Consider the following 20,580-nt stretch of genomic DNA (forward strand, 5'->3'; position numbering starts at 1 on the left):
GTGAATTTGATAAAGAGAGGAGGGACAGGAATGAAGCAGAACAACCAGGATGTCAAGCTTGGACGATTTTTGAGCCTGGTGCTGCGGCACAACCCGGCTGCGGCGTATATCGGATTGGACGAGAACGGCTGGGCCGATGTCGACAGTCTGCTGGCAGGCTGCAATCGCGCGGGCCGGAAGATCGACAGGGAGACGCTGGAGCGAATCGTTCGCGAAAACAGCAAGCAGCGTTACAAGTTTAACGAGGACCGCACCCGGATTCGCGCCAGTCAGGGGCATTCGGTGGCGGTCGATGTGGAGATGAGGGAATGCGCTCCTCCGGAATGGCTGTATCATGGAACAACTTCCTGTTCATTGGAGAGCATTCGCACGGAAGGCATTAAAAAAGGCTCGCGCCAGCACGTTCATCTGTCGCGGGACACCGAGACGGCGACGCAGGTGGGCCAACGGCACGGTAAGCCGCTTCTGCTTCGCGTCTCGGCGGCGGCCATGCATCGGGACGGCCACAAGTTCTGGTTGTCCGAGAACGGCGTTTGGCTATGCGAGCATGTGCCTTGGGCGTATGTGATGCAGGTGGAAGGAGATTAGGGAGAAGGACAGCGCCGGGATAAGCTTCGGCTGTTTTCTACCGCAATACGATATTTTCGGCGGGTTCGGGTTCATTGCGGCCGGGGGATTATAAAAAGCGAAATATGGTACGATAAGGCAGAACAACATGCGAATGCAAACGGTGGGAGACAAGTCTATGCGTGCCATATGGAAAATTTATGCGACGGATTGGAAAAACATTTTCAGGGTGCCTACAGGCATCTTGCTTATTCTGGCGATTATTCTGCTGCCCTGCTTGTACAGCTGGGTGAACATCAAGTCGGTCTGGGACCCGTACGCCAACACCTCCGGAGTGAAGGTTGCGGTTACGAACGAGGATCGGGGAGCGACCGTGCTGGACAGGAGCGTCAATATCGGAGAGGGACTGATCGACAACCTGCGGAGCAATCCGAAGCTGGGCTGGACGTTCGTCGATCGCGAGGAAGCCGAGCGCGGGGTGGATCGGGGCGCGTTCTATGCGAGCATTCTCATCCCCGCCGACTTCTCCGAACGGATTACGGGAATCGCCGAAGGCCGGCTCGACAGGCCCGAGGTCGTCTATACGGTGAACGAGAAGATCAACGCGGTCGCGCCGAAGATTACGTCTTCCGGCGTGTCCGCAATCGCCGAGCAGATCAACGAAAGCTTCGCGGAGGCGGTCAGCGAGGCGCTGCTGACGAAGCTTCAAGAGGCTGGCGTGCAAGTCGAAGAGCAATTGCCGACGATTCGCCGGATCGAGGGCGGCATCTTCGAGCTGGAGACCAAGCTTCCGGAGATCCGGGCTGCCGGACAGAAGGTGCTGGAGCTGGAAAAAAAGCTTCCGGACATTCGGGACAAAGCGAAGGTCATTACGGAGGTCGAAGCGCGATTGCCGGAAATCGAGCAGGCTGCCGGCCATCTGCTGAAGCTTCAGCAGAATTGGCCGAAAGTCGAGGCGGCGGCCTCGGAGGTGCTGGTTATCCAGGAGAAGCTGCCGCTGATCCGGCAGGCCGCCGAGCGGGTGGCGGAGCTGGACGGCAGCTTCGACCGGGTAGCGGATGCGATCGAGCTGGCTTTGGACAAAGCCGCCCAAGCGGCGGCGATCGTCGCTGCGGCGCAGGAGGCGCTTCCGCGGGTGGCGGAGATTGCCGACAAGGGCGCCGCCTTCGCGGAGGGGCTTAACGGATTTCTGGCGGCGAACGTCGGAGCGTTCGAGACGATCGCTCCGCTCGTCAAGCAAAATCTGCTGCTGGCGCAGCAGGCTGCCGATGCCGCAGCTTTGCTGACGGGACGGCTGCTCGGTGTCGATCCGGAGAAGCTGCCGACGGCGGAAGAGGTGCGGGCGGTCGGAGACCGGCTGGCGGCGGCGTCCGCCGTGCTGGATCGGACGGCGGGGCTGCTGGAGAGGATCGACGGATATGTGCCGGGCCAGCCTCTCGGCACAGCGGCGCAGCGGATCCGGACGGCGGCGGAACGGATGAATCGGCAGGCGGAAATATTGGGCACGATTGCGACGGGGCTCGCTGACGGCAAAGCCCCGGCGAAGGAGCTGGTCGAGCGGCTGAACGCGTTGTCCAAGGAGACGAGCGAGGCGCTGGGCGGCGTGCTGGCCCATTACGACAGCGAGATCGTTCCGGCCATCTCGCAGGGACTGGCGAAGCTGACGGAGGCCGCGGGAGCGTCCGCCGAATTGCTGCGCGACGCGCAAGCGAGACTTCCGGACATCGAAGCGATTCTCGCGGACGCGCAGGCCGGCTTGGCCTTCGGGCAAGCGGAGCTGAACAAGCTGCGGGGGGATATGCCGGAAATCCGGGAGAAAGTGCACGAGCTGGCGCAGGCTTTCGGCAGTAAGGCGGAGGCGTTCGAACGAGCGGTCAACCTGGCGGCCCCGTTCGTTCGCGACGAGCTGCCGGCTATCGGCAAGAAGCTGGATCAAGCGGCCGCGTTCGTCCGGAACGATCTGCCCGAGGCGGAGCGGGAGCTGTCCAAGCTGGCCGACTTCGTGCGCGACAAGCTGCCGGAGATCGAGACCGGCGTGCATCGGGTCGCGGGGCTCGTCAGGGACGATCTGCCCGAGCTGGAACGGGCGGTGCGCACGGCGGCGGACAAGCTGCGCGAAGTCGAGGAAGATAATCATTTTGCGGAGCTGGCTAAGCTGTTGAAGGGCGATATTCGGCAAGAGAGCGAGTTTCTCGCCAACCCCGTGCGGGTCAAGGAAAACCGCAAGTACCCGATTCCGAACTACGGCTCGGCGATGTCGCCGTTTTACTGCGTGCTGTCGCTATGGGTCGGAGCCACGCTGCTGATTTCCTTGCTGAAATCGGAAGCGGACAACCCGGAGGGCAAATACAAGCCTTATCAGCTTTTTTCCGGACGCCTGGGGACCTTCGCTACGATCGGATTGTGTCAGGCGCTGTTCATTACGCTGGGGGATATTTTCATTCTGGACGCCTATGTGGCCGACCCTCCCGAATTCGTGCTGTTCGCCATGCTGATCAGCCTTGTGTTCGTTACGATTACGTATACGCTGCTGTCCGTTTTCGGCAATGTGGGCAAAGGGATCGCGATCGTCTTTATGGTGTTCCAATTTTCCAGCTCCGGAGGCACGTTCCCGATCAGCACGACTTCTCCGTTTTTCCAGGCGCTGAACCCGTTCATGCCGTTCACCTATGCGATCAGCCTGCTGCGGGAAGCGGTCGGCGGCATTCTGTGGGAGACGGCGCTGAAGGATATGGCCGCGCTGGTCGCCTTTATCGCGCTAAGCCTGCTCCTGGCTCTTGCGCTCAAGCGTCCGCTAAGCGGATTTATCCGCAGGTCGACGGAGAATGCCAAGAAGACGAAGATCATCGCTTAACGGAATGTCCGCCCGAGGCTCTCTCCGGCTGTCCCTGAACGGGAGGGTCGGAGGCTTTTCTTGTTGGGAACGGGAACGCGTCCGAATCTTTCATGTTCGATGTCCGGATACGACATGGATAGCGGGGCGGGGAGTTTGTTATCATTGATAACAGTTCTCAATAAGAAAAACGGAAAAGGGGAAGTCGAATGTTCGATCGGAAAACATACTTGGCATTTACTGCGCTGCTTATAGCGGCGATTCTATTAGCGGCCTGCGGGAAGGGGGAAGGCGGGGAGAATGCCGGGCCATCCGCGCCGTCGTCTTCGGCACCCGTCTCCCCGACGACCCCGAGCGAGCAGGCCGGCACACGATTGTACAAGGACGCGTTGGACAGAGAGGTGGAGATTCCGGCTCACCCTCAGCGGGTTATCACCTCGCAATATTTGCCCCAGATGATCGCTCTGGGAATGAAGCCGGTTGGGGCGGCCACCCATCTGTTGACCGGATTCGCGGCGATCAAGGACCAGGTTGGCGGGATCGAGGACGTCGGAGCGGCCAATGAATTGAATGTCGAGAAAATGCTGACGTTAAAGCCCGATCTTATTCTGGTGGCGGAGTGGAATCGAGATGCCGTGGAGCAGCTAAGCAAGATCGCCCCGACGGTCGTCGTGCAGTGGGAGGGGCAGGACCCGTTCGAGCATCTGCGGGTAGTGGCGGACGTGCTGGACCAATCCGAAGCGGCGGAGCAATGGCTTCAGGCTTACAAGGCCAAAAGCGATGAAGCGCGAGCCAAGCTGGCCGGGTTTGTCGACCCAAGCGAGACGTTCGGAGCCGTCGTTATCGGAGGGTTCGAGAACAGGCAGCTTCGCGTATACGGCCCCGGTAATGTAGGCTATACTTTGTTCGAGACGCTTGGCCTTCCGATGACGGAGCAGGTCCGGACGGAATGGGAGAAAGGAGACAACAGCCTCGGGCTGTCGATCTCTCTGGAGCAGCTGCCCGAATTCGCTTCGGCGGATCGTCTGTTCCTGGTCACGTTCCATAACGACGAGGATTTCGTGAGCGAGGTCGAGCAGAGCAAGCTGTGGAACAATCTCCCGGCCGTCAAAAACAATAAAGTGTATAGAGTCGACGACGGAATTTGGTTTTCTTACGATGTCATGTCGTTCGAGGCACAGCTGGATGAGGCCGTCCAACTTTTGACTCGGTAAATACGGGCAGAATACGTATGAAAATGGGGGAGTTCTCCGCTTGCTGCGGAGGGCCTCCCTTTTCCTGTAGATGAGGTCGTTCCAAAAGGAGGGGAGACTTATGTCCGGTACGAGCGAAGGGCCGCCTCGGCTGCCCGTCGTCTATTTGTGGGAGGATATCCGGATCGAGTCTTGCGCCCCGGGCTCCGCCACGCCCGGCCAAACCTGCGAACGGCATGTCTTGATCGCAGTGCGGGAGGGCACGGGACTGCTGGATGCGGGAGGAAAGGAATATGCGCTCGAATTCGGCAAATGCTTCGTCGTCCATCCGGGCAGCGAGCTGCGGCTGCTCAATTCCTCCGACGACTATCCGCTTAGCGTGTATGTTTTGAGTTTCTTTCCGCTCGACTTGGACGGAAGCGGGCATACTGCCGGTCCCAAGCTTGGCGAGGGCGCATGGAAAATCGTTCCGTTTGCCCGAATGCTCGAATTGATCAGGACGCTGTACGAGAAAAAAGAGGAGAAGGAAGGCGCGGAACCCTACGGTCTTCACCTTCTTTTCCAGGAAATCGTCTATCTCGTGCTGCAATCGGGGGCGAAGGAGCCGAGCGACGACAGCCTGCGCGCGGTGCGGCGAACGATCGAATTTATCGAAGACTCCTATTCGCTCGACCTGACGCTGGCGCAGCTGGCCGAGATGGCCGACATGTCCGAGCGGCACTACTCCCGCCTGTTTCAGAAGCTGACGGGCAGGAGTCCGATCGAATATTTGATCGAACGGCGTCTGAACCGGGCCAAGCAGCTGCTGCTGACCTCCGGGGATTCGATCCAGGAGATTGCCGCAAGCACCGGCTTCCGCGACCCGTTTCATTTTAGCCGAAGCTTCAAAAGGCATACCAGCGTTTCTCCGCGCGTCTATGTGCGGCTGCGAAAGCAGGACATTCGCATCGTTTCCATGCATTATTTGGGTGAGCTGTTGGCCTTGGGCGTAAAGCCGGTCGGTGCCCCTCAATTGCTGCTGGACGGGAGCTTCTTGAAGAATTGGACCGCGGGAATCGCCGCCGTCGGCCCTTCCGTCGTTCATCCCGATCTGGCGCGAATCGCCGCTGCGCGGCCGGACGCCATTCTGACCTTCGACGGGCATCATTACGAAGATTACGCCCGCATCGCACCTACGCTGAGCGTGCCGTGGTTTATGCCGTACTTCGAAAGATTCCAGCGAATCGCCGCCTGGATCGGAAAAGCGAGGGAAGCGGAGACATGGATTGCGCAGTATCAGGAGCAAGTCGCGGCAACGCGAAGCGGGAATGCCCGGAGGTTCCCGGCTAACGCGGCCTTCTCCTTCTTCTGGATGCGCGGGCTGCCGAATGCGTTCCAGGTCTATTACGACATGACGGTGCTGTACCGGGATTTGCAATTGCCGGCTCCGGAGCCGGTCGCCCGAATTCAGAGGCAAGAAGGGCATCCCTTCAAAGAAGATATCCCGATCGAAGAGCTGGCCCGGTATGCCGGGGATTATCTCTTCGTTGTCGTCTCCCCGGACGACGAGTCCCGGAGAGAGATGGATCTTCTGGAGCGGAAGGCCGTCTGGCGCGATCTGGAAGCCGTTCGCAACAATCGGTACTTCAGATTGGATACAAGCTGGCTCATGACGGACCCGCTCTCTCTGGCGGGGCAGCTGGCCGATTTTACAAGGATGCTGGACGCCGGGAGAGGGCCTGCCGATTAAAAAATGGATAAGGGACGGCGTCAAGTGCTATAATTGGAATAATCTTACGGACGAGGTGGTTTGAGCATGATCGGACGCAGCGGGAACCCGACTTTGGGCGATAAAACCTTCGAGAAAACGGGTCATTACGGCGAATCGGAACGGATGACGATCGACGGCACGGTGAACAAATCGTTCATTACGCTGGCCATTTTGCTTGGGGCGGCTTTCGTGACTTGGTCGATGTTCTTTAACGGACAAAACGTGGTTCCTTATATGATCGGAGGCGCGATCGGCGGTTTGGTCGTCGCCTTGATTATTAGCTTCAAAGCAACCTCGGCTCCTTATCTGGTGCCGGTCTACGCAGCGCTGGAGGGCGTCTTCCTCGGAGCGCTGTCCGCCAACTACGAATCGCTGTACAACGGCATTACCTTGCAGGCGTCGCTGCTGACGATGTGCGTGTTCGTCGCGTTGCTCCTTGCGTACAAGTCGCGGTTGATCAAAGCGACCGAGAACTTCAAGCTCGGCGTGTTCGCGGCGACGGCGGGAATCATGCTGGTCTACCTGGCCAGCTTCGTGCTCGGTTTTTTCGGAATCACGATTCCGTATTTGCACGACAACAGCTTGCTCGGAATCGGCATTTCCCTCGTCATCGTGGTCGTAGCGGCGCTCAATCTTGTGCTCGACTTCGATTTCATCGAGAACGGCGCGCAGCAGGGCGCTCCGAAGTATATGGAATGGTACGGAGCGTTCGGTCTGATGGTTACGCTCGTGTGGCTGTACATCGAGATGCTTCGCCTGCTGGCCAAGATTTCCAGCCGGGACTAGAGCGATATTGCACCGATTTTCTATGGAGAAGAGCTGCTTCTGCATTTTATGGAGGCGGCTTTTTTTTGGTTTTTTTCTGTGGCTAATTAGGTGATGCGCATAAGCAGGTACTTATAGTGGGCTTTCGCATGGTGATTGCTCGAAAGCATCCTGTAAAATCACTCACTGGACCGTCCTTTACGGCCTGGGAGACCACTATTCCTACGAGTCCGCCATTGATCGGGCTATTAACGGTCCCACAGGCCGTTATTCCGACAATCCCGCCGCTAGTCGGGCAAGTAACGGTCTCAAAGATCGTTACTCCGACGATTCCGCAACTGATCGGTCTGTTAGCGGTCTCGTGGACCGTAACTGGGACTTCGATCGATTTTGTCTCCTGAAGATATTGTATTTCCCTTTTTTATCTTGTTTTTAATTGCGTCCGCGTGTTAACATAGCGTTAACAAAAGTGCGGAAGGCGAGGTTCGCCTCATGATCGCAGTCTCTATCGTTCTCGTCTTGTGCTCCGGGCTGGCGCACGCGGTATGGAATATGTTCGCCAAGCAAAGCACGGACAAACCGGTATTTCTGTGGGCGATCTATGCCCCGTCGACGGTCGTGCTGCTGCCCGTGCTGATGAACGAGTTGGCCGGCAGCCGGTATTCGCCGCGTGAATGGCTGTTTATAGGCGTGTCGCTGGCGATGCAGGGAGTGTATGCGTACTTGCTCGCGCAGACGTATAAAGCGGGTGATCTGTCGCAGGTGTACCCGATCATGCGCGGAATGCCAACGCTGCTGACGCCGGCTGCCGGAGTGCTGCTGCTCGGAGAATCGCTTCCGCTGTGGGGCTGGGCCGGCATCGGCTGCATGCTGGTCGGATTTTTGGTTATGGTCGGGAGGGAGCAGCGGGCGGGCGAGGCTTCCGTTCGACCGATTCTGCTGGCCGTCGGCGTCGGCCTGTGCATTACGACGTATACGCTGGTCGACAAAGTGAATCTCGGATATATGTCCCCGCTTGCCCTGCTGGAAGTGACCAACATCGGGTTTGTGCTGGGATTGACCCCGGCGGCGCTGAAGCCGGGACGGCTGTGGGAGGTTGTTCGTCGTCACCGGAGCATCCTCTGGCTGGGGGCGATTCTGTCTCCGGGCTCCTATCTGCTGTTTCTGTTTGCGGCCAGGACGGCCGATGTCTCTACGGTTGCGCCTTTGCGCGAGGTCGGAATCGTATTCGGCACGCTGCTGGGGCTGCTCGTTCTGAAGGAGTCGCAGGGGACCCGGCGACTCGTCGCCTCCGCGGCGGTCGTTACGGGGATTATGATGATTGCGATTGCGGGGCATTGACACTGCGATATGGTGTAACTATAATGATTACATCGAAAGGGTGTTGCTCAATGAAAATCAGCAGCCGTTTCTCCATAGCCGTGCACGTCTTGTCGCTGCTGGCCGTCACGCCTGGCGCCCACAGCACTTCGGAGTGGCTGGCCGGAAGCGTCGGAACGAATCCGGTCATTATCAGGAGGGTGTTGGGGCAGCTTAAGAAAGCAGGTCTTGTGACGGTCAAGGCGGGCAGCGGCGGCGCGCATCTGGCCAGAGGGCTGGACGAGATCGCGCTGCTCGACGTCTATCGAGCGGTCGACGTCGTCGAAGAGGGCAAGCTGTTCAACATCCATGAGGAGCCAAATCCCCAATGTCCGGTAGGCGCCAACATTCAAGCCGTGCTGCAGCTTCTGCTGGCGCGCGCGCAGGAAGCGATGGAAGGCGTTCTGGCCGAGATTACGATGGAAGAGCTGGTATCCGTTCTCTCCAAGCAGATTCAAGCCCGGGCTTGAGGAGGACGGTTTCTTTGAAATCATTTGTACGATAAATCGTACAGATGCCGCTGGTTGGGGTTAGCCGATGTGTCCTTATTTTGTATGATTATTCATACAAAATAAGGAATTTGAGTGGTCGGGATGGCAGATTTGTATGAAAAATCGAAAAATCGTACAAAGTGACCTCAAATAGACGGACAGGGGAGAATTTTGTATGAAATTTCATATAAAATTGGCGAGTGACGATGATCAGATCCACCTCACCCCACCAAACCCGACTCGACTGGTCTAATAACAGAGCCGCAGCCCCCTTCCAACACCCTATACTTTGCCCGGAAAACGCCGCTAGGCGTTTTTCTTATAGGTTTGTCGTACGAAAAAGGTGCAGGCCTTCTCCCGAAAGGCAGGAGAGGCTTGCACCCTTTTGACGATTCGGCAAATCTGAAGTCCGCTAACTCCCCTGATCCGGGAGCGTCTCCGACAAATCGTATTCCTCTTCCCTAAGACGCCACAAGCGTTTCGGCTGGCGCTACATTCTTTCGTTCTGGTGGTCGGCGTGCTCCGTATTTTCCGTTTCGTTCCGCTCGAAGACTTCGGCCGCCTCTTCGGCGGAGAACTCCACTTCGTCTTCGGGGTCGGGCATCTTGTTAAGCGGAGTCGTCTGCACCTCTGCTTTGGACAGTTGGTTGTCGTGTTTGGCCATGAACCTATCGCTCCTTTGCGTATCGATTGCATTCGCCGATTAGTGTGCGGCATCGTTCGGTCGTTTATGCGCCGCGCGAATTCCGTTGACATTCCGATAACCTCGGCTTGCTACGATAAGGGCAAAACGTATGGAGGTGCTTGGGATGCCGGAAATTCGTGTGGCTCTGTTTACCGATACGTACGCCCCGGAGATGAACGGGGTGGCCAAGACGCTGGAGCGGTGGACGGCTTACTTGCGGGGACGGGGAATCGCCTGCCGGGTGTTCGCTCCTTCGCTTCCGAGAGGAGCGGACCTGGTGCCCGATATGGCCGAGCGGCTGAGGAGCATCCGGTTTTTCCTGTATCCGGAGCTGCGGTTCGCGATACCGCAGATGGCCGGCGCGGAAAGCCGGCTGCTCGACTTCAAGCCGACCGTTATCCACGTTGCAACCCCCTTCGGCATAGGGGTGACGGGGAGACAGCTCGCTCTGAAGCACGGCATTCCTCTCGTGGCCTTGCACCATACGCATTACGTACGCTACCTCCCCTTCTATAATCTCCAATGGCTCGGCAAGGCGACCTGGAAATACATGAACTGGTTTCATCGGCCGTGCAGGCGGATTTACGTGCCATCGCCGTCCGTACTGGAGGAGTGCCGGGCCGACGGATGGGAGGGCCTTGAAATCTGGAGCCGCGGCGTCGATACGTCGCTGTTTCGTCCGGAGCCCGACCGGGAGGCGCTGCGGGAAGCATTGGGGCTGGAGCGCGCCCGCTTTACCGTGCTGTACGCCGGGAGACTGGCCCCCGAGAAGCAGCCGGAGGTGGCGGTGGAGGCTGTCCGCCGCTTCGCGGAGCATACCGGAGCCGACGCGGAGCTGCTGCTGGCCGGAGACGGCCCCTCCGCCGAGAGCGTTCGGGCGCTCGCGGAACGGCTGGGCGTGCAAGCCCGGTTTCTCGGGGCGCTGCCGCAGGCCGAGCTGAGACGCAGGATGGCCGCGTCCGATGCGCTGATCTTTCCTTCCGCGACCGAGACGTTCGGCAACGTCGTGCTGGAAGCGATGGCTTGCGGCCTCCCCGTCATCGGGGCCGCGGGCGGAGCCGTGCCGGATCATATCCGGCACGGGGACAATGGGCTGCTCTGTCCGCCGGGCGATGCGGACGCCTTCGCGGCGGCGCTTTCCCGCCTGCACGGCGACGCCGGGCTGCGGGCGATCCTGTCGGCGACGGGGACGAGGGAAGCGGCGTCGCGTTCCTGGGCCGGCGTGTTCGACCGGCTGCTGGCGGATATGGAGGCGGCCAGCACGCCCGAACCGGCTGTCGCCCTGGGAGGGGCCGGACGATGAACATTGCCGTATTCGGAGCGGGTTATGTCGGACTTGTCACGGCGGTATGCTTATCGGAGCTCGGCTTCCGGGTCCAGGTGGTCGAGAAAGATCGGCATAAGCTGAACAGGCTGCAAGCGGGCATAAGCACGATCTACGAGCCGGGTCTTCAGGAGATGCTGATCCGCAATCTGAGCGAAGGGCGGCTGGTCTTCACGGAGAACGGTCCGCTGGCGATCCTTAAGGCGGAGGTGCTGTTCGTCTGCGTCGGCACGCCGTCGCGGCCGGACGGGAGCGCGGACATGTCGCAGATCGAAGCGGTGACGAAGGAGATCGTGGAGAGCAGCCTCGATTCGGGATACAAGCTGGTCGTCGTCAAGAGCACGGTCCCCGTAGGAACGGGCCGCTGGATCGAGAAAATGAGCGTCTTGTACGCCAAAGGCCGCAAGGCCAATCTCGAGATCGCCTCCAATCCCGAGTTTCTGCGGGAAGGGGCGGCGGTCAAGGAGTTCATGCACCCGGACCGGATCGTCGTCGGTGTGGCCTCGGAGCGCGGCCGGACTCTCATGGAAGAGGTCTACCGTTCGTTCGACTGCCCGAAGCTGTTCACGGATTCCCATACGGCGGAAATTATCAAGTATGCGGCGAACTCTTTTCTCGCGACGAAAATTTCCTACATTAACATGGTGTCCGATCTGTGCGAGGAGACGGGAGCCGACGTGGCGCTGGTGGCCGAGGGCATCGGCTGCGACAGGCGAATCGGAGCGGACTTCCTGAAAGCCGGACCGGGCTTCGGCGGCTCCTGCTTCCCGAAGGACCTTCGCGCGTTCGCGCACGTCGGCAGATCGTACGGCCTTAACTTCGGCCTGCTGGAGCAGGTGATGCAGATCAACCGCGAACGGTCGCAGCGCATGATCCGCAGGCTGCGAGAGCAGCTATGGGTGCTCGGCGGCAAAAAAATTGCCGTGCTGGGGCTGACCTTTAAGCCGGGAACCGACGACGTCAGGGAGACGCCCGCGGCGGCGGTCATAGAAGCGCTGCTGGCCGAAGGGGCTTCCGTGCTGGCTACGGACCCGCTCGGCATTGCCGGTTTTCGCGCGATGTACGGGAATCTGGCGGACAGAATCGCGTTTGCGGAGAGCGCCGGGGAGGCTCTGCTGGGCGCTCATGCCGCGGTTATCGTCACCGATTGGGACGTCTACCGGGAGCTCGACTGGGCGGGCGTGAAGGACGGGATGGAGACGCCGGTGCTGCTGGACGGAAGGAACATGCTCGATCGCGCGGAGATGCGCCGTCTCGGCTTCGCCTTCATGGCGGTGGGGCGTTAGGATGCTTTTTTCTCGCGGGTAAGGTAGGATGAACGGAAAGGAGAGCGGCAATTGCGGAAGACGAAGAGAAGACGCGGGCGTTCGCGTCTCCGCCGTTGGCCGATGTCACAAACCGTCGTTCTCCGTTGTCTTTATAAGGGATACACTCGGTTATAAAGAACGGAGGGGCTGGCAATGACAGTGGCCCAAGCTTACGAGCGGCATCGATCGATGCTCTTCGGACTGGCCTATCGGATGCTCGGAATGGCGACGGATGCGGAGGACATCGTCCAGGACGTATTCGCTCAATATATGCAGTCGGATCGGGACGGCATTGCCAACGAGAAAGCCTACTTGGCGAAAATGACGGCGAACCGCTGTCTCAATCTGCTGAAGTCGTCGCGCCGCAAGCGGGAAACGTACATCGGGGAATGGCTGCCCGAGCCGCTGCCGGACGGAGAGCGGTCCGCGGATCCGGCGGAGCGGCGGGAGACGGTCGGCTATGCGTACCTGGTGCTGCTGCAGAAGCTGACTCCCTTGGAGAGGGCGATCTATGTCCTCAAGGAAACGTTGGGGTTCGAGTACGCGGATACAGCCGATATGCTCGGCCGCACGGAGACGAGCTGCCGGAAGACGTTCAGCAGAGCGAAGGCCAAGATGGGGGAAGGCGCGCGAGCGCCGCAGCCGGACGAAGCCGCGGAATCGGCCAAGGAACGATTCGTCGAGGCCTTCCTTCGCGCGTCGGACACGGGGAATTTCAAGCCGCTGCTCGATTTCCTGCTCGACGACGTGATCCTGATCTCGGACGGGGGCGGCAAGGCGCGGGCCGCGATCTATCCGATTGTCGGCATCCGGCGAGTAATGGCCTTCTTCGAAGGAATATCCGCGAAGGGCTCGCTCAAGGAAGGTCTGGAGTGCACGCGGCTCAATGGGGATCCGGGGGTGGCGCAGCGCACGGACGAGCGAGTCTCGAAGGCGTTATGCGCGGAATGGGAGCCGGACGGCTCCCGTATCCGCCGGCTCTACCTGGTCTCGAATCCGGACAAACTGACGAGATTTAACTGAAGGCTCCCGGGTACATGCCCGTGGACACGCCAAGCCGGTTCCACGAGTTGATGACGTTGATCGCCATGATCAGATCAACGAACTGTTTCTCGTCGAAATGCTCGCGCACGCGATCGTATACGTCCTTGGGAACGCCGGCTTCGGAGAGCTTCGTGGCGCATTCGGTCAGCTCGAGCACGGCGCGCTCCTGCGAGGTGAAGTGAGGCGCCTCGTGCCAGGCGGTCAGCAGCATGATTTTCTCCGCGCTTACGCCCATTTTCAACAAATCCTTGGCGTGCATGTCGATGCAGAACGAGCAGTTGTTGATCTGCGAGGCGCGCAGCTTGATCCATTCGTACAGCTCGTGGTCCAGGCCGCTGTCGCGGATGAATTGCTCGAGTCCGCTCATGGCTTTGTAGGCGGCCGGATTGGCTTTGTGGTGATTCATTCTAAGCTTCATTTCGACTCTCTCCTCGGGGGTCTTTTTTTGCCTGCACAGATAAGACAACGAAGACAGCGGTTTTGTGACGCCGCGCGTTTAAAGCAAAAATTTGAACATCAATTCCACATAAAATCGGATTGTTCTCCGCATGCCGCTCCGGGTAAAATATAGTTTATTTCTTGGCGAGGTCCGCCCGGCGTCTGCTGCGGACCGCCATACGGAACGGGAGGAAGGACGGAATGAAGGGCCCAACCTTCTCGCCGATGTTTCGCAAATTCGCGATCTCGTATCTCATCGTGCTGCTGCTGCCCAACATCGCCGGCTATTTGTCCTACCGCGCCTCCGCGGACGTGGCGGTGGCCAACTCCGTGGAGAACAGCCGGCTGCTGCTCAACCAGAGCAAGGAGATTTTGGAGACGCGGCTGAACGAGGTAAAGAGCTTCACCAAGCAGCTCGCGATCAATCAGGACTTGACCCGGCTGATGTCAGAGACGCTGCCGGAGGGCGAACACAATGTCTACGGTCTGTGGAAAATGTCCAGGGACATCTCCAACTTCAGCAAAACGAACGAATACTTGCAAAGCTTCTATATTTATTTGAACAACTCGGACGTCGTATTGGCTCCCGATGCCGTATTTTTCCGGCCGGAGCATTTTTATGCGAACAATCGCTATGCAGACATGTCTCTCCAGGAATGGAGAGAAGGCATGCTCAACCGGATTCACGAGAACGAAATTCTTCCGCTGAGCCCCTACGTTCGCAGCAATAACCCCAGTTCCGTCATTACCGTCGTTCAATCGCTTCCTTTAAACAGCCTGTATCGGCCGAAAGCCACCGTCGTCGTCACGATCAACGAGCGCAAGGTTGGAAGCTTGCTGGACAGCATGTCCGAACGGTACGGCGGCTGGGGCTTCATAACCGACGGCGACGGAAATACGATGCTGGCCAGCGGGATCGATCAAGCCGACATCGAGCAGCTGGCTCGCGTGCCGTCGGGATTGGAGGAGGATTGGCGCAGGTTCGAGAACGGCATGCTGCTCATCTCGATCCGCTCCGATGCGACGGGCTGGCGGTATACGGCCGGCATCCCCGAAGGGGTCGTCAAGGAAAAAGCGAACCAGATCCAACGCGAGACCTGGACGTTTAACGCGGTCGCTCTGCTGGCCGGCTTGCTCATCGTCGTCTTGTTCTCCTATCGGAACTCCGCGCCGATCGCCCGTCTGCTGGGCATGTTCAAGGAGCATCCCGGGACGGACGGCTCGGCCATTCGCAACGAGTATGTGTTTCTGGCCGGCAGCATTTCCAGGCTGATGTCGAGCAACAAGGAGCTGGAGGAGGAGCTGGACAAGCAGCTTCCCCTGCTCAGGGATTCCTTCGTCAAGCGGCTGCTGACCGGAGAGTTCCTATCCCCCGGCGAGATTGCGGCGGTCTCTTCCCGGCTCGGAATGAAACCGCTTCCCGAACGAGGCTGCGTCGGTCTTGTCCGTATGATCGGATACGATTCCGAGAGCAGCGAGGAGATGATCCACGAATACAATTTGGCCCGCCTCGTCTTAAAGGCCAAGCTGCTGGAAACGATGCCGCGGCTGCTGATCACCGATTGGGGCTCGGACAAAATCGCCGTGCTGTATCCGTTCGGAGAGACGGAGAGCGGGGAAGCGGAAGAAGAGGACGGGTTCGCCAGGCGGCTGGAGCAGGCTTCCGGGAACGCGCTTCGGAACTATCCGATGACTCTGGCCCTGGCGACGGGAGATTCCTACCGGACGCTGCGGGACGTCAGCCGCTCCTTCGACGAGGCGCAGCAGGCGCTGGAGCATTCCGCGTACGCTGGCGAGAACCGCCTGACCCGTTACCGGGAAATCGTAAGAGAGACGGAAATGTTCTATTATCCGATCGATACGGAGCAGCGGCTGCTGAAAACGCTGAAAGCCGGAGACGCCGAGGAGAGCCTGCGCGTTCTGGATCGGGTTCTGACGATGAATCTGGCCGAGCGCGAGCTGTCCTACGAGATGAGGCAGCAGTTGATCTCGGAGTTGAAGGGGACGCTGCTGAAGCTGCTGGATCAGCAGCCGTTCTACGACGAGGAGTTTGCGGCGGCGGTCGGGAGCCGGATCGCGCAGCTCCAGCCCGCGGACAAGACGGAGAAGCTGAGAAGCGCGCTGGAATGGATCGTTAACGAGCTGTGCCGCGACGTCTCCAAGAAGAAAGTCGATCGGTATCACGAGACGATCGAGGCGGTCAAGCAGTTCATCGAACGGGAATACGCGAACGCGGACTTGTCGCTGTATCGGATCGTCGAGGCGGTCAACCGCCCCGAGAAATTTGTGACCCAGCTGTTCAAGGAATACGCGGGCGAAAGCCCGATCGATTATTTGGAACGCGTCCGAATCGGCCGAGCCGCCGAGCTGCTGCTGGAGAACGAGCTGACGATCGACGAGATCGCCGTCCAGGTCGGCTACAACAGCGGCCACTCCTTCAGGCGGGCGTTCAAGAGGGTTAAGGGCACGGCGCCCAGCGCTTATCGCCAGAGCTCGCTCTAATCGGGAATCTGTCTCGGGACAGATTCCCTTTTTCTTTGCCCCGTCCTGCGCGGCGCGGCCGGAAAAGGTACGCCGGAGGAAATTGTACGCCGCCGCCCGAGCCGGAAACTGTACGATTTCTGCGGGGAAATGTACCTTACGGAGCCGGCGTAAAACCGCTAACATCGAGTTGAGAAAGCGCTAACAAGGCGTACGGAGGGGGATTCATCTGGGTACAACGGCAAGCAAAAGCTTCAGAAGGCATTGGCAGCTCTATCTGCTGGCGATACCGCCGATCGTCTATTTTCTGCTTTTTAAGTACGTTCCCATGTTTAACGCGGTGCTCGCTTTTAAGGACTATAACGTGATCAAAGGAATATGGGGCAGCCCGTGGGTAGGGACGAAATATTTCCGCTTGTTTTTCGACAATCCCGCCTTCGGGACGCTGCTGCGGAACACGCTGTACATTTCCTTATACCAGCTGGCGGTCAGCTTCCCGATCCCGATTCTGCTGGCGATCGCGCTGAACGAGATCCGCAATGGCAGGTTCAAGCGCACCGTTCAATTGGTGACGTACGCTCCGTATTTCATCTCGACGGTGGTCATGGTGTCCGTCATTATTTTGTTCCTGTCGCCGCGGCTGGGCATCGTCAATACGATCCTGGGCGCGCTGGGCATGGAATCGGTCAATTTTCTCGGCAGCTCGGGCATGTTCCGGTCGATCTACGTCTGGTCGGAGGTGTGGCAGGGAGCCGGATATTCCGCCGTCATTTATTTGGCCGCGTTGGCCGGAGTCGATCCTTCTCTCTACGAGGCGGCCAAGGTGGACGGAGCGTCGCGCCTTCAGAAAATCGTCAACATCGACCTGCCGGGCCTGATGCCGGCCGCGGTCATCATTTTGATCCTGAGCGTAGGCAATATTATGGCGGTCGGCTTCGAGAAAATCTATTTGCTGCAAAATCCGCTCAACCTGTCGACGTCCGAGATCATTTCCACCTATGTGTACAAAATGGGACTGCTTAACGCCAACTACAGCTTCGCGACGGCCGTCGGCTTGTTCAACTCGGTCATCAACCTGGTGCTGCTCGTACTCGTGAACGCAGTCGCAAGGAGAATATCCAACAACAGCTTATGGTAGAGGCTGTGCGGGGAAGGAGACATGTCTTGTATGGCAAATAAAGCAATTCCGATTCGGGAATCGGCGGGAGATCGGCTGTTCCTGATCCTGATCTATATCGGGTTAACCGTCGTTCTGCTGGCGGTGCTGTACCCCCTTGTTTATATTGTAAGCTCTTCCCTCAGCAGCCCGGCCGCCGTCTCGTCCGGACGAGTCTGGCTGTGGCCCGTCGAGTTTTCCATAAAAGGGTACGAGGCGGTGTTCAAGAACGAGCAGGTGCTTACCGGGTACGCCAATTCGCTCTTCTATACGTCCGTCGGGACGCTGATCAGCGTGTGCTTGACGATCATGATCGCTTACCCGCTGTCGCGCAGAACGTTCTTCGGACGCGGCGCGCTGATGATTTTCGTCACCTTCACGATGCTGTTCGCGGGAGGGCTCATTCCGAGCTATCTAGTCGTGAAGGCGGTCGGTCTGATCGATACGCGCTGGGCGCTGCTGCTTCCGAACGCGATCTGGGTGTGGCAGGTCATTATCGCGAGAACCTTCTTTCAATCCTCCATTCCCGAGGAGCTGGCGGAAGCCAGCGAGATCGACGGATGCAGCGACATCCTCTTCGTGCTGAGCATCGTCATTCCGCTGTCCAAGCCGATTCTTGCGGTACTGGCGCTCATGTACGCCGTCGGGCAGTGGAACGCGTATTTCGACGCGCTGATCTATTTGAAATCCCAGAAGCTGTACCCGCTGCAGCTCGTTCTCAGAAGCATTCTTGTCCAGAACAGCGGCGCGGGCACGATGGACGCCGGGCTGATGATCGAGAAGCAGCAGGTGCAGAACCTGATGAGATATTCGCTGATCGTCGTCGCCAGCTTGCCGGTGCTGATCATCTACCCGTTCGTGCAGCGTTATTTTGTACAGGGGATGCTGATCGGTTCCGTGAAGGGCTGAGGCGCGGCCGCGAGAGGGGGGATGGGCATGTAATCGTCGCGAGCTTCACCGCATCCGGCTTGATCATTTTTATTCACAAAGGGAGAGGTTGCATTGAAAAAGAAGCTATCGATTGCGGCATCGTGTTTGTTGGCGGTCAGCGTGGCGCTGGCGGGGTGTTCGGGCAATAACGGCAATTCCGGCGAGAGCGCGGGAGCCTCCGCGCCGGCGTCGGGGGCGGCGTCGAATGGCTCGTCCGAGCCGGTCACGATCCGGATTTTCGCCCAGCAGGGCACGGACCAGGATCTGGCGACCAACACATTCACGAAGCTGGTGGAGGAGAAGCTGAACGTCAAGTTCGAATGGACGACGGTTCCCCAGGACGGCGCGGCGGAGAAACGCCAAATCTCGCTCGCCAGCGGCGATTACCCGGACATGTATCTGCTCATCCCGTGGGTGGACCAATTTTCCCAGACCGATCTCGTGCGGTACAGCAGCCAAGGCGTTATCGTGCCGCTTAACGATCTGATCGACAAATACGCTCCGAACATCAAGGCGGTGCTGGACAGCACGCCTTATTACAAAGCGATGAATACGGCTCCCGACGGCAATATTTACGGGCTCACCCAGCTGTCCGAGTGCTACCACTGCTCGTATCCGAACAAAATGTGGCTGAACACCAAATGGCTGGAGCAGCTGAACCTGAAAATGCCGACGACGACCGACGAGTTCCGCGACGTGCTGAGGGCGTTCAAGACGCAGGACCCCAACGGCAACGGCGCCGCCGACGAGGTGCCGCTCAGCGGCTCCACGGAAACCTTCGGCGTGCACGTCATTCCGTTCCTGATGAACGGCTTTATCTACAACGACGACCGCACCTATTTGACGCTGAACGACGGCAAAGTCGATCTCGCGGCCAACAAGCCCGAGTGGAAGGAAGGCTTGGCCTATATCAAGTCGATGTACGACGAAGGGCTGATCGACCCGGGCGCGTTCACGCAGACGGCCGAAGCTTACCAGAAGATCGGCGAGAACGCGGACGCCCAGCTGTTGGGCGCCGGAGCGGGCATGCACCCGGCCATCTTCGTCAACACGGCGGAAGGCAACCGGTACGGCAACGACTATAACCCGATCGCGCCTCTGACCGGTCCGCACGGCTCGTACGCTTCCTTCAACTATCCGATCTCGGCCGGCGCCTCGTTCGTATTGACGAACAAGGCGAGCGAAGAGACGCGGATCGCGGCGATCAAGGTGATGGACTACATTTTCACGGACGAGGGCATGAAGCTGGGCACGTACGGTCCGGAAAACCTGGGCTGGCGTCTGCCGGCGGAAGGCGAGATCGCGCTCGACGATTCCGTGGAGCCGAGCTTTGCGACGATTCCGCTGAAGGACGGGGAGCAGCCGCGCAACGACGCTTGGGGCTCCATGGGCCAATTCAACGACAGCAAGGCGTTCCGCGGCGCGCAGGTGTCGGCGGCCGATATTTACAGCCCGAGCGGCTACGAGCGCCGTCTGTTCCAGGCGACTCAGCTGTATGACGGCAAGCAGCCGGCGGAGGTATTCCCTCATTGGGCCGTCTGGATCGATCCGTCGGTCGCGGACGAAGCGAGCATGATGCAGACGAATATCAGAAACTACATCGACCAGAACGCGCTCCAGTTCATCACCGGAAACAAGAGTCTCGACAAGGATTGGGACGCTTACGTAAAAGGGTTCGACGGTCTGAACCTGCAAGGCTATCTCGATATTATGCAGCAATCGGTCGACGTCTCTACGATTAACCAATAAACGTTAAAGCAGCAAAAGGAGGACCGCCGGATTTCCGGCGGTCTGACCTGTTAGGGCAAAGTTGGTTGCGGATTGCCCACCAATTGACACATGTGAGTCTTTAACGGTCCGGCAGACCGTTAAGTGAGCGGAATCCGGCGGTTAACTGCTTTTAACGGTCCGGCAGACCGCTAGTGAGCGAAATCCGGCGGTTGACTGCCTTTAACGGTCCGGCAGACCGCTAAGTGAGCGGAATCCGGCGGTTGACTGCCTTTAACGGTCCGACAGACCGTTAAGTGAGCGGAATCCAGCGGTTGACTGTCTTTAACGGTCCGGCAGACCGCTAAGTGAGCGGAATCCAGCGGTTGACTGCTTTTAACGGTCCGGCAGACCGCTAAGTGGGCGGAATCCGGCGGTTGACTGCCTTTAACGGTCCGGCAGACCGTCCCTCGGGTTTAGGGGGTTTTCTCACGAATGCTCACTCATTCGCAGGATTTCACAGGGTTTAGATGTCAGATCATATGAGGGG

16 protein-coding genes are annotated in these 20,580 nt (G+C 59.0%); 14 read left to right on the top strand and 2 right to left on the bottom strand.

Going from position 1 to position 20,580, the window contains the following annotated elements; genetic code table 11:
• Positions 1-30: 30 nt before the first annotated feature.
• The 7 genes from ACFFT4_RS17395 (at position 31) to ACFFT4_RS17425 (ending at position 8,937) form a co-directional block, all read left to right on the top strand.
• The gene (locus tag ACFFT4_RS17395; protein ID WP_378049752.1) at positions 31-588 is read left to right on the top strand and encodes an RNA 2'-phosphotransferase; all 558 of its coding nucleotides are present in this window, start codon (positions 31-33) and stop codon (positions 586-588) included.
• A 157-nt stretch (positions 589-745) separates the two neighbouring features.
• A complete protein-coding gene (locus ACFFT4_RS17400; protein ID WP_378049754.1) occupies positions 746-3,421 on the top strand; it encodes a YhgE/Pip family protein in 2,676 nt (891 codons plus the stop codon).
• 188 nt (positions 3,422-3,609) lie between these two features.
• Positions 3,610-4,614 carry an iron-siderophore ABC transporter substrate-binding protein gene (locus ACFFT4_RS17405; protein ID WP_378049755.1) on the top strand — a complete coding sequence of 335 codons (1,005 nt, stop codon included), beginning with the start codon at positions 3,610-3,612 and terminating at the stop codon, positions 4,612-4,614.
• Between the two features lie 100 nt (positions 4,615-4,714).
• Positions 4,715-6,322, top strand: coding sequence for a helix-turn-helix domain-containing protein (locus ACFFT4_RS17410; protein ID WP_378049757.1), 1,608 nt, complete (start codon positions 4,715-4,717; stop codon positions 6,320-6,322).
• A 66-nt stretch (positions 6,323-6,388) separates the two neighbouring features.
• The gene (locus tag ACFFT4_RS17415; RefSeq protein ID WP_378049759.1) at positions 6,389-7,129 is read left to right on the top strand and encodes a Bax inhibitor-1/YccA family protein; all 741 of its coding nucleotides are present in this window, start codon (positions 6,389-6,391) and stop codon (positions 7,127-7,129) included.
• 471 nt (positions 7,130-7,600) lie between these two features.
• Positions 7,601-8,449: a DMT family transporter gene (locus ACFFT4_RS17420; protein WP_378049761.1), complete on the top strand. Its 849-nt coding sequence runs from the start codon at positions 7,601-7,603 to the stop codon at positions 8,447-8,449.
• A 50-nt stretch (positions 8,450-8,499) separates the two neighbouring features.
• Positions 8,500-8,937, top strand: a complete 438-nt coding sequence (locus tag ACFFT4_RS17425; RefSeq protein ID WP_378049763.1) for an Rrf2 family transcriptional regulator — start codon at positions 8,500-8,502, stop codon at positions 8,935-8,937.
• A gap of 511 nt (positions 8,938-9,448) precedes the next feature.
• Here ACFFT4_RS17425 and ACFFT4_RS17430 read toward each other — a convergent pair.
• Positions 9,449-9,622 (bottom strand): hypothetical protein, encoded by a 174-nt coding sequence (locus tag ACFFT4_RS17430; RefSeq protein ID WP_378049765.1) that lies wholly within the window; start codon positions 9,620-9,622, stop codon positions 9,449-9,451.
• 145 nt (positions 9,623-9,767) lie between these two features.
• On the opposite strand from ACFFT4_RS17430, the gene ACFFT4_RS17435 reads away from it, so the two are divergent.
• From ACFFT4_RS17435 to ACFFT4_RS17445, 3 genes are all read left to right on the top strand, one after another.
• Positions 9,768-10,946: a glycosyltransferase family 4 protein gene (locus tag ACFFT4_RS17435; RefSeq protein WP_378049767.1), complete on the top strand. Its 1,179-nt coding sequence runs from the start codon at positions 9,768-9,770 to the stop codon at positions 10,944-10,946.
• Positions 10,943-12,253 carry a UDP-glucose dehydrogenase family protein gene (locus tag ACFFT4_RS17440; protein WP_378049769.1) on the top strand — a complete coding sequence of 437 codons (1,311 nt, stop codon included), beginning with the start codon at positions 10,943-10,945 and terminating at the stop codon, positions 12,251-12,253. Before ACFFT4_RS17435 ends, ACFFT4_RS17440 begins: the two co-directional genes overlap by 4 nt.
• 174 nt (positions 12,254-12,427) lie before the next feature.
• A complete protein-coding gene (locus tag ACFFT4_RS17445; protein ID WP_378049771.1) occupies positions 12,428-13,297 on the top strand; it encodes a sigma-70 family RNA polymerase sigma factor in 870 nt (289 codons plus the stop codon).
• Here ACFFT4_RS17445 and ACFFT4_RS17450 read toward each other — a convergent pair.
• Positions 13,290-13,736 carry a carboxymuconolactone decarboxylase family protein gene (locus ACFFT4_RS17450; RefSeq protein WP_378049773.1) on the bottom strand — a complete coding sequence of 149 codons (447 nt, stop codon included), beginning with the start codon at positions 13,734-13,736 and terminating at the stop codon, positions 13,290-13,292. The two genes, ACFFT4_RS17445 and ACFFT4_RS17450, sit on opposite strands and share 8 nt — an antisense overlap.
• A gap of 221 nt (positions 13,737-13,957) precedes the next feature.
• Here ACFFT4_RS17450 and ACFFT4_RS17455 point away from each other — a divergent pair, with 221 nt between their 5' ends.
• The 4 genes from ACFFT4_RS17455 (at position 13,958) to ACFFT4_RS17470 (ending at position 20,072) form a co-directional block, all read left to right on the top strand.
• Positions 13,958-16,258 carry a helix-turn-helix domain-containing protein gene (locus ACFFT4_RS17455; RefSeq protein ID WP_378049775.1) on the top strand — a complete coding sequence of 767 codons (2,301 nt, stop codon included), beginning with the start codon at positions 13,958-13,960 and terminating at the stop codon, positions 16,256-16,258.
• A 307-nt stretch (positions 16,259-16,565) separates the two neighbouring features.
• Positions 16,566-17,375 carry an ABC transporter permease gene (locus ACFFT4_RS17460; RefSeq protein WP_378049777.1) on the top strand — a complete coding sequence of 270 codons (810 nt, stop codon included), beginning with the start codon at positions 16,566-16,568 and terminating at the stop codon, positions 17,373-17,375.
• A gap of 30 nt (positions 17,376-17,405) precedes the next feature.
• Entirely contained in the window at positions 17,406-18,302 is an 897-nt protein-coding gene (locus tag ACFFT4_RS17465; RefSeq protein ID WP_378049778.1) for a carbohydrate ABC transporter permease, read from the top strand.
• 93 nt (positions 18,303-18,395) lie between these two features.
• A complete protein-coding gene (locus ACFFT4_RS17470) occupies positions 18,396-20,072 on the top strand; it encodes an ABC transporter substrate-binding protein (protein ID WP_378049780.1) in 1,677 nt (558 codons plus the stop codon).
• Positions 20,073-20,580: the final 508 nt, after the last annotated feature.

The organism is Cohnella cellulosilytica, assembly GCF_042431195.1.
Taxonomy (GTDB): domain Bacteria; phylum Bacillota; class Bacilli; order Paenibacillales; family Paenibacillaceae; genus Cohnella; species Cohnella cellulosilytica.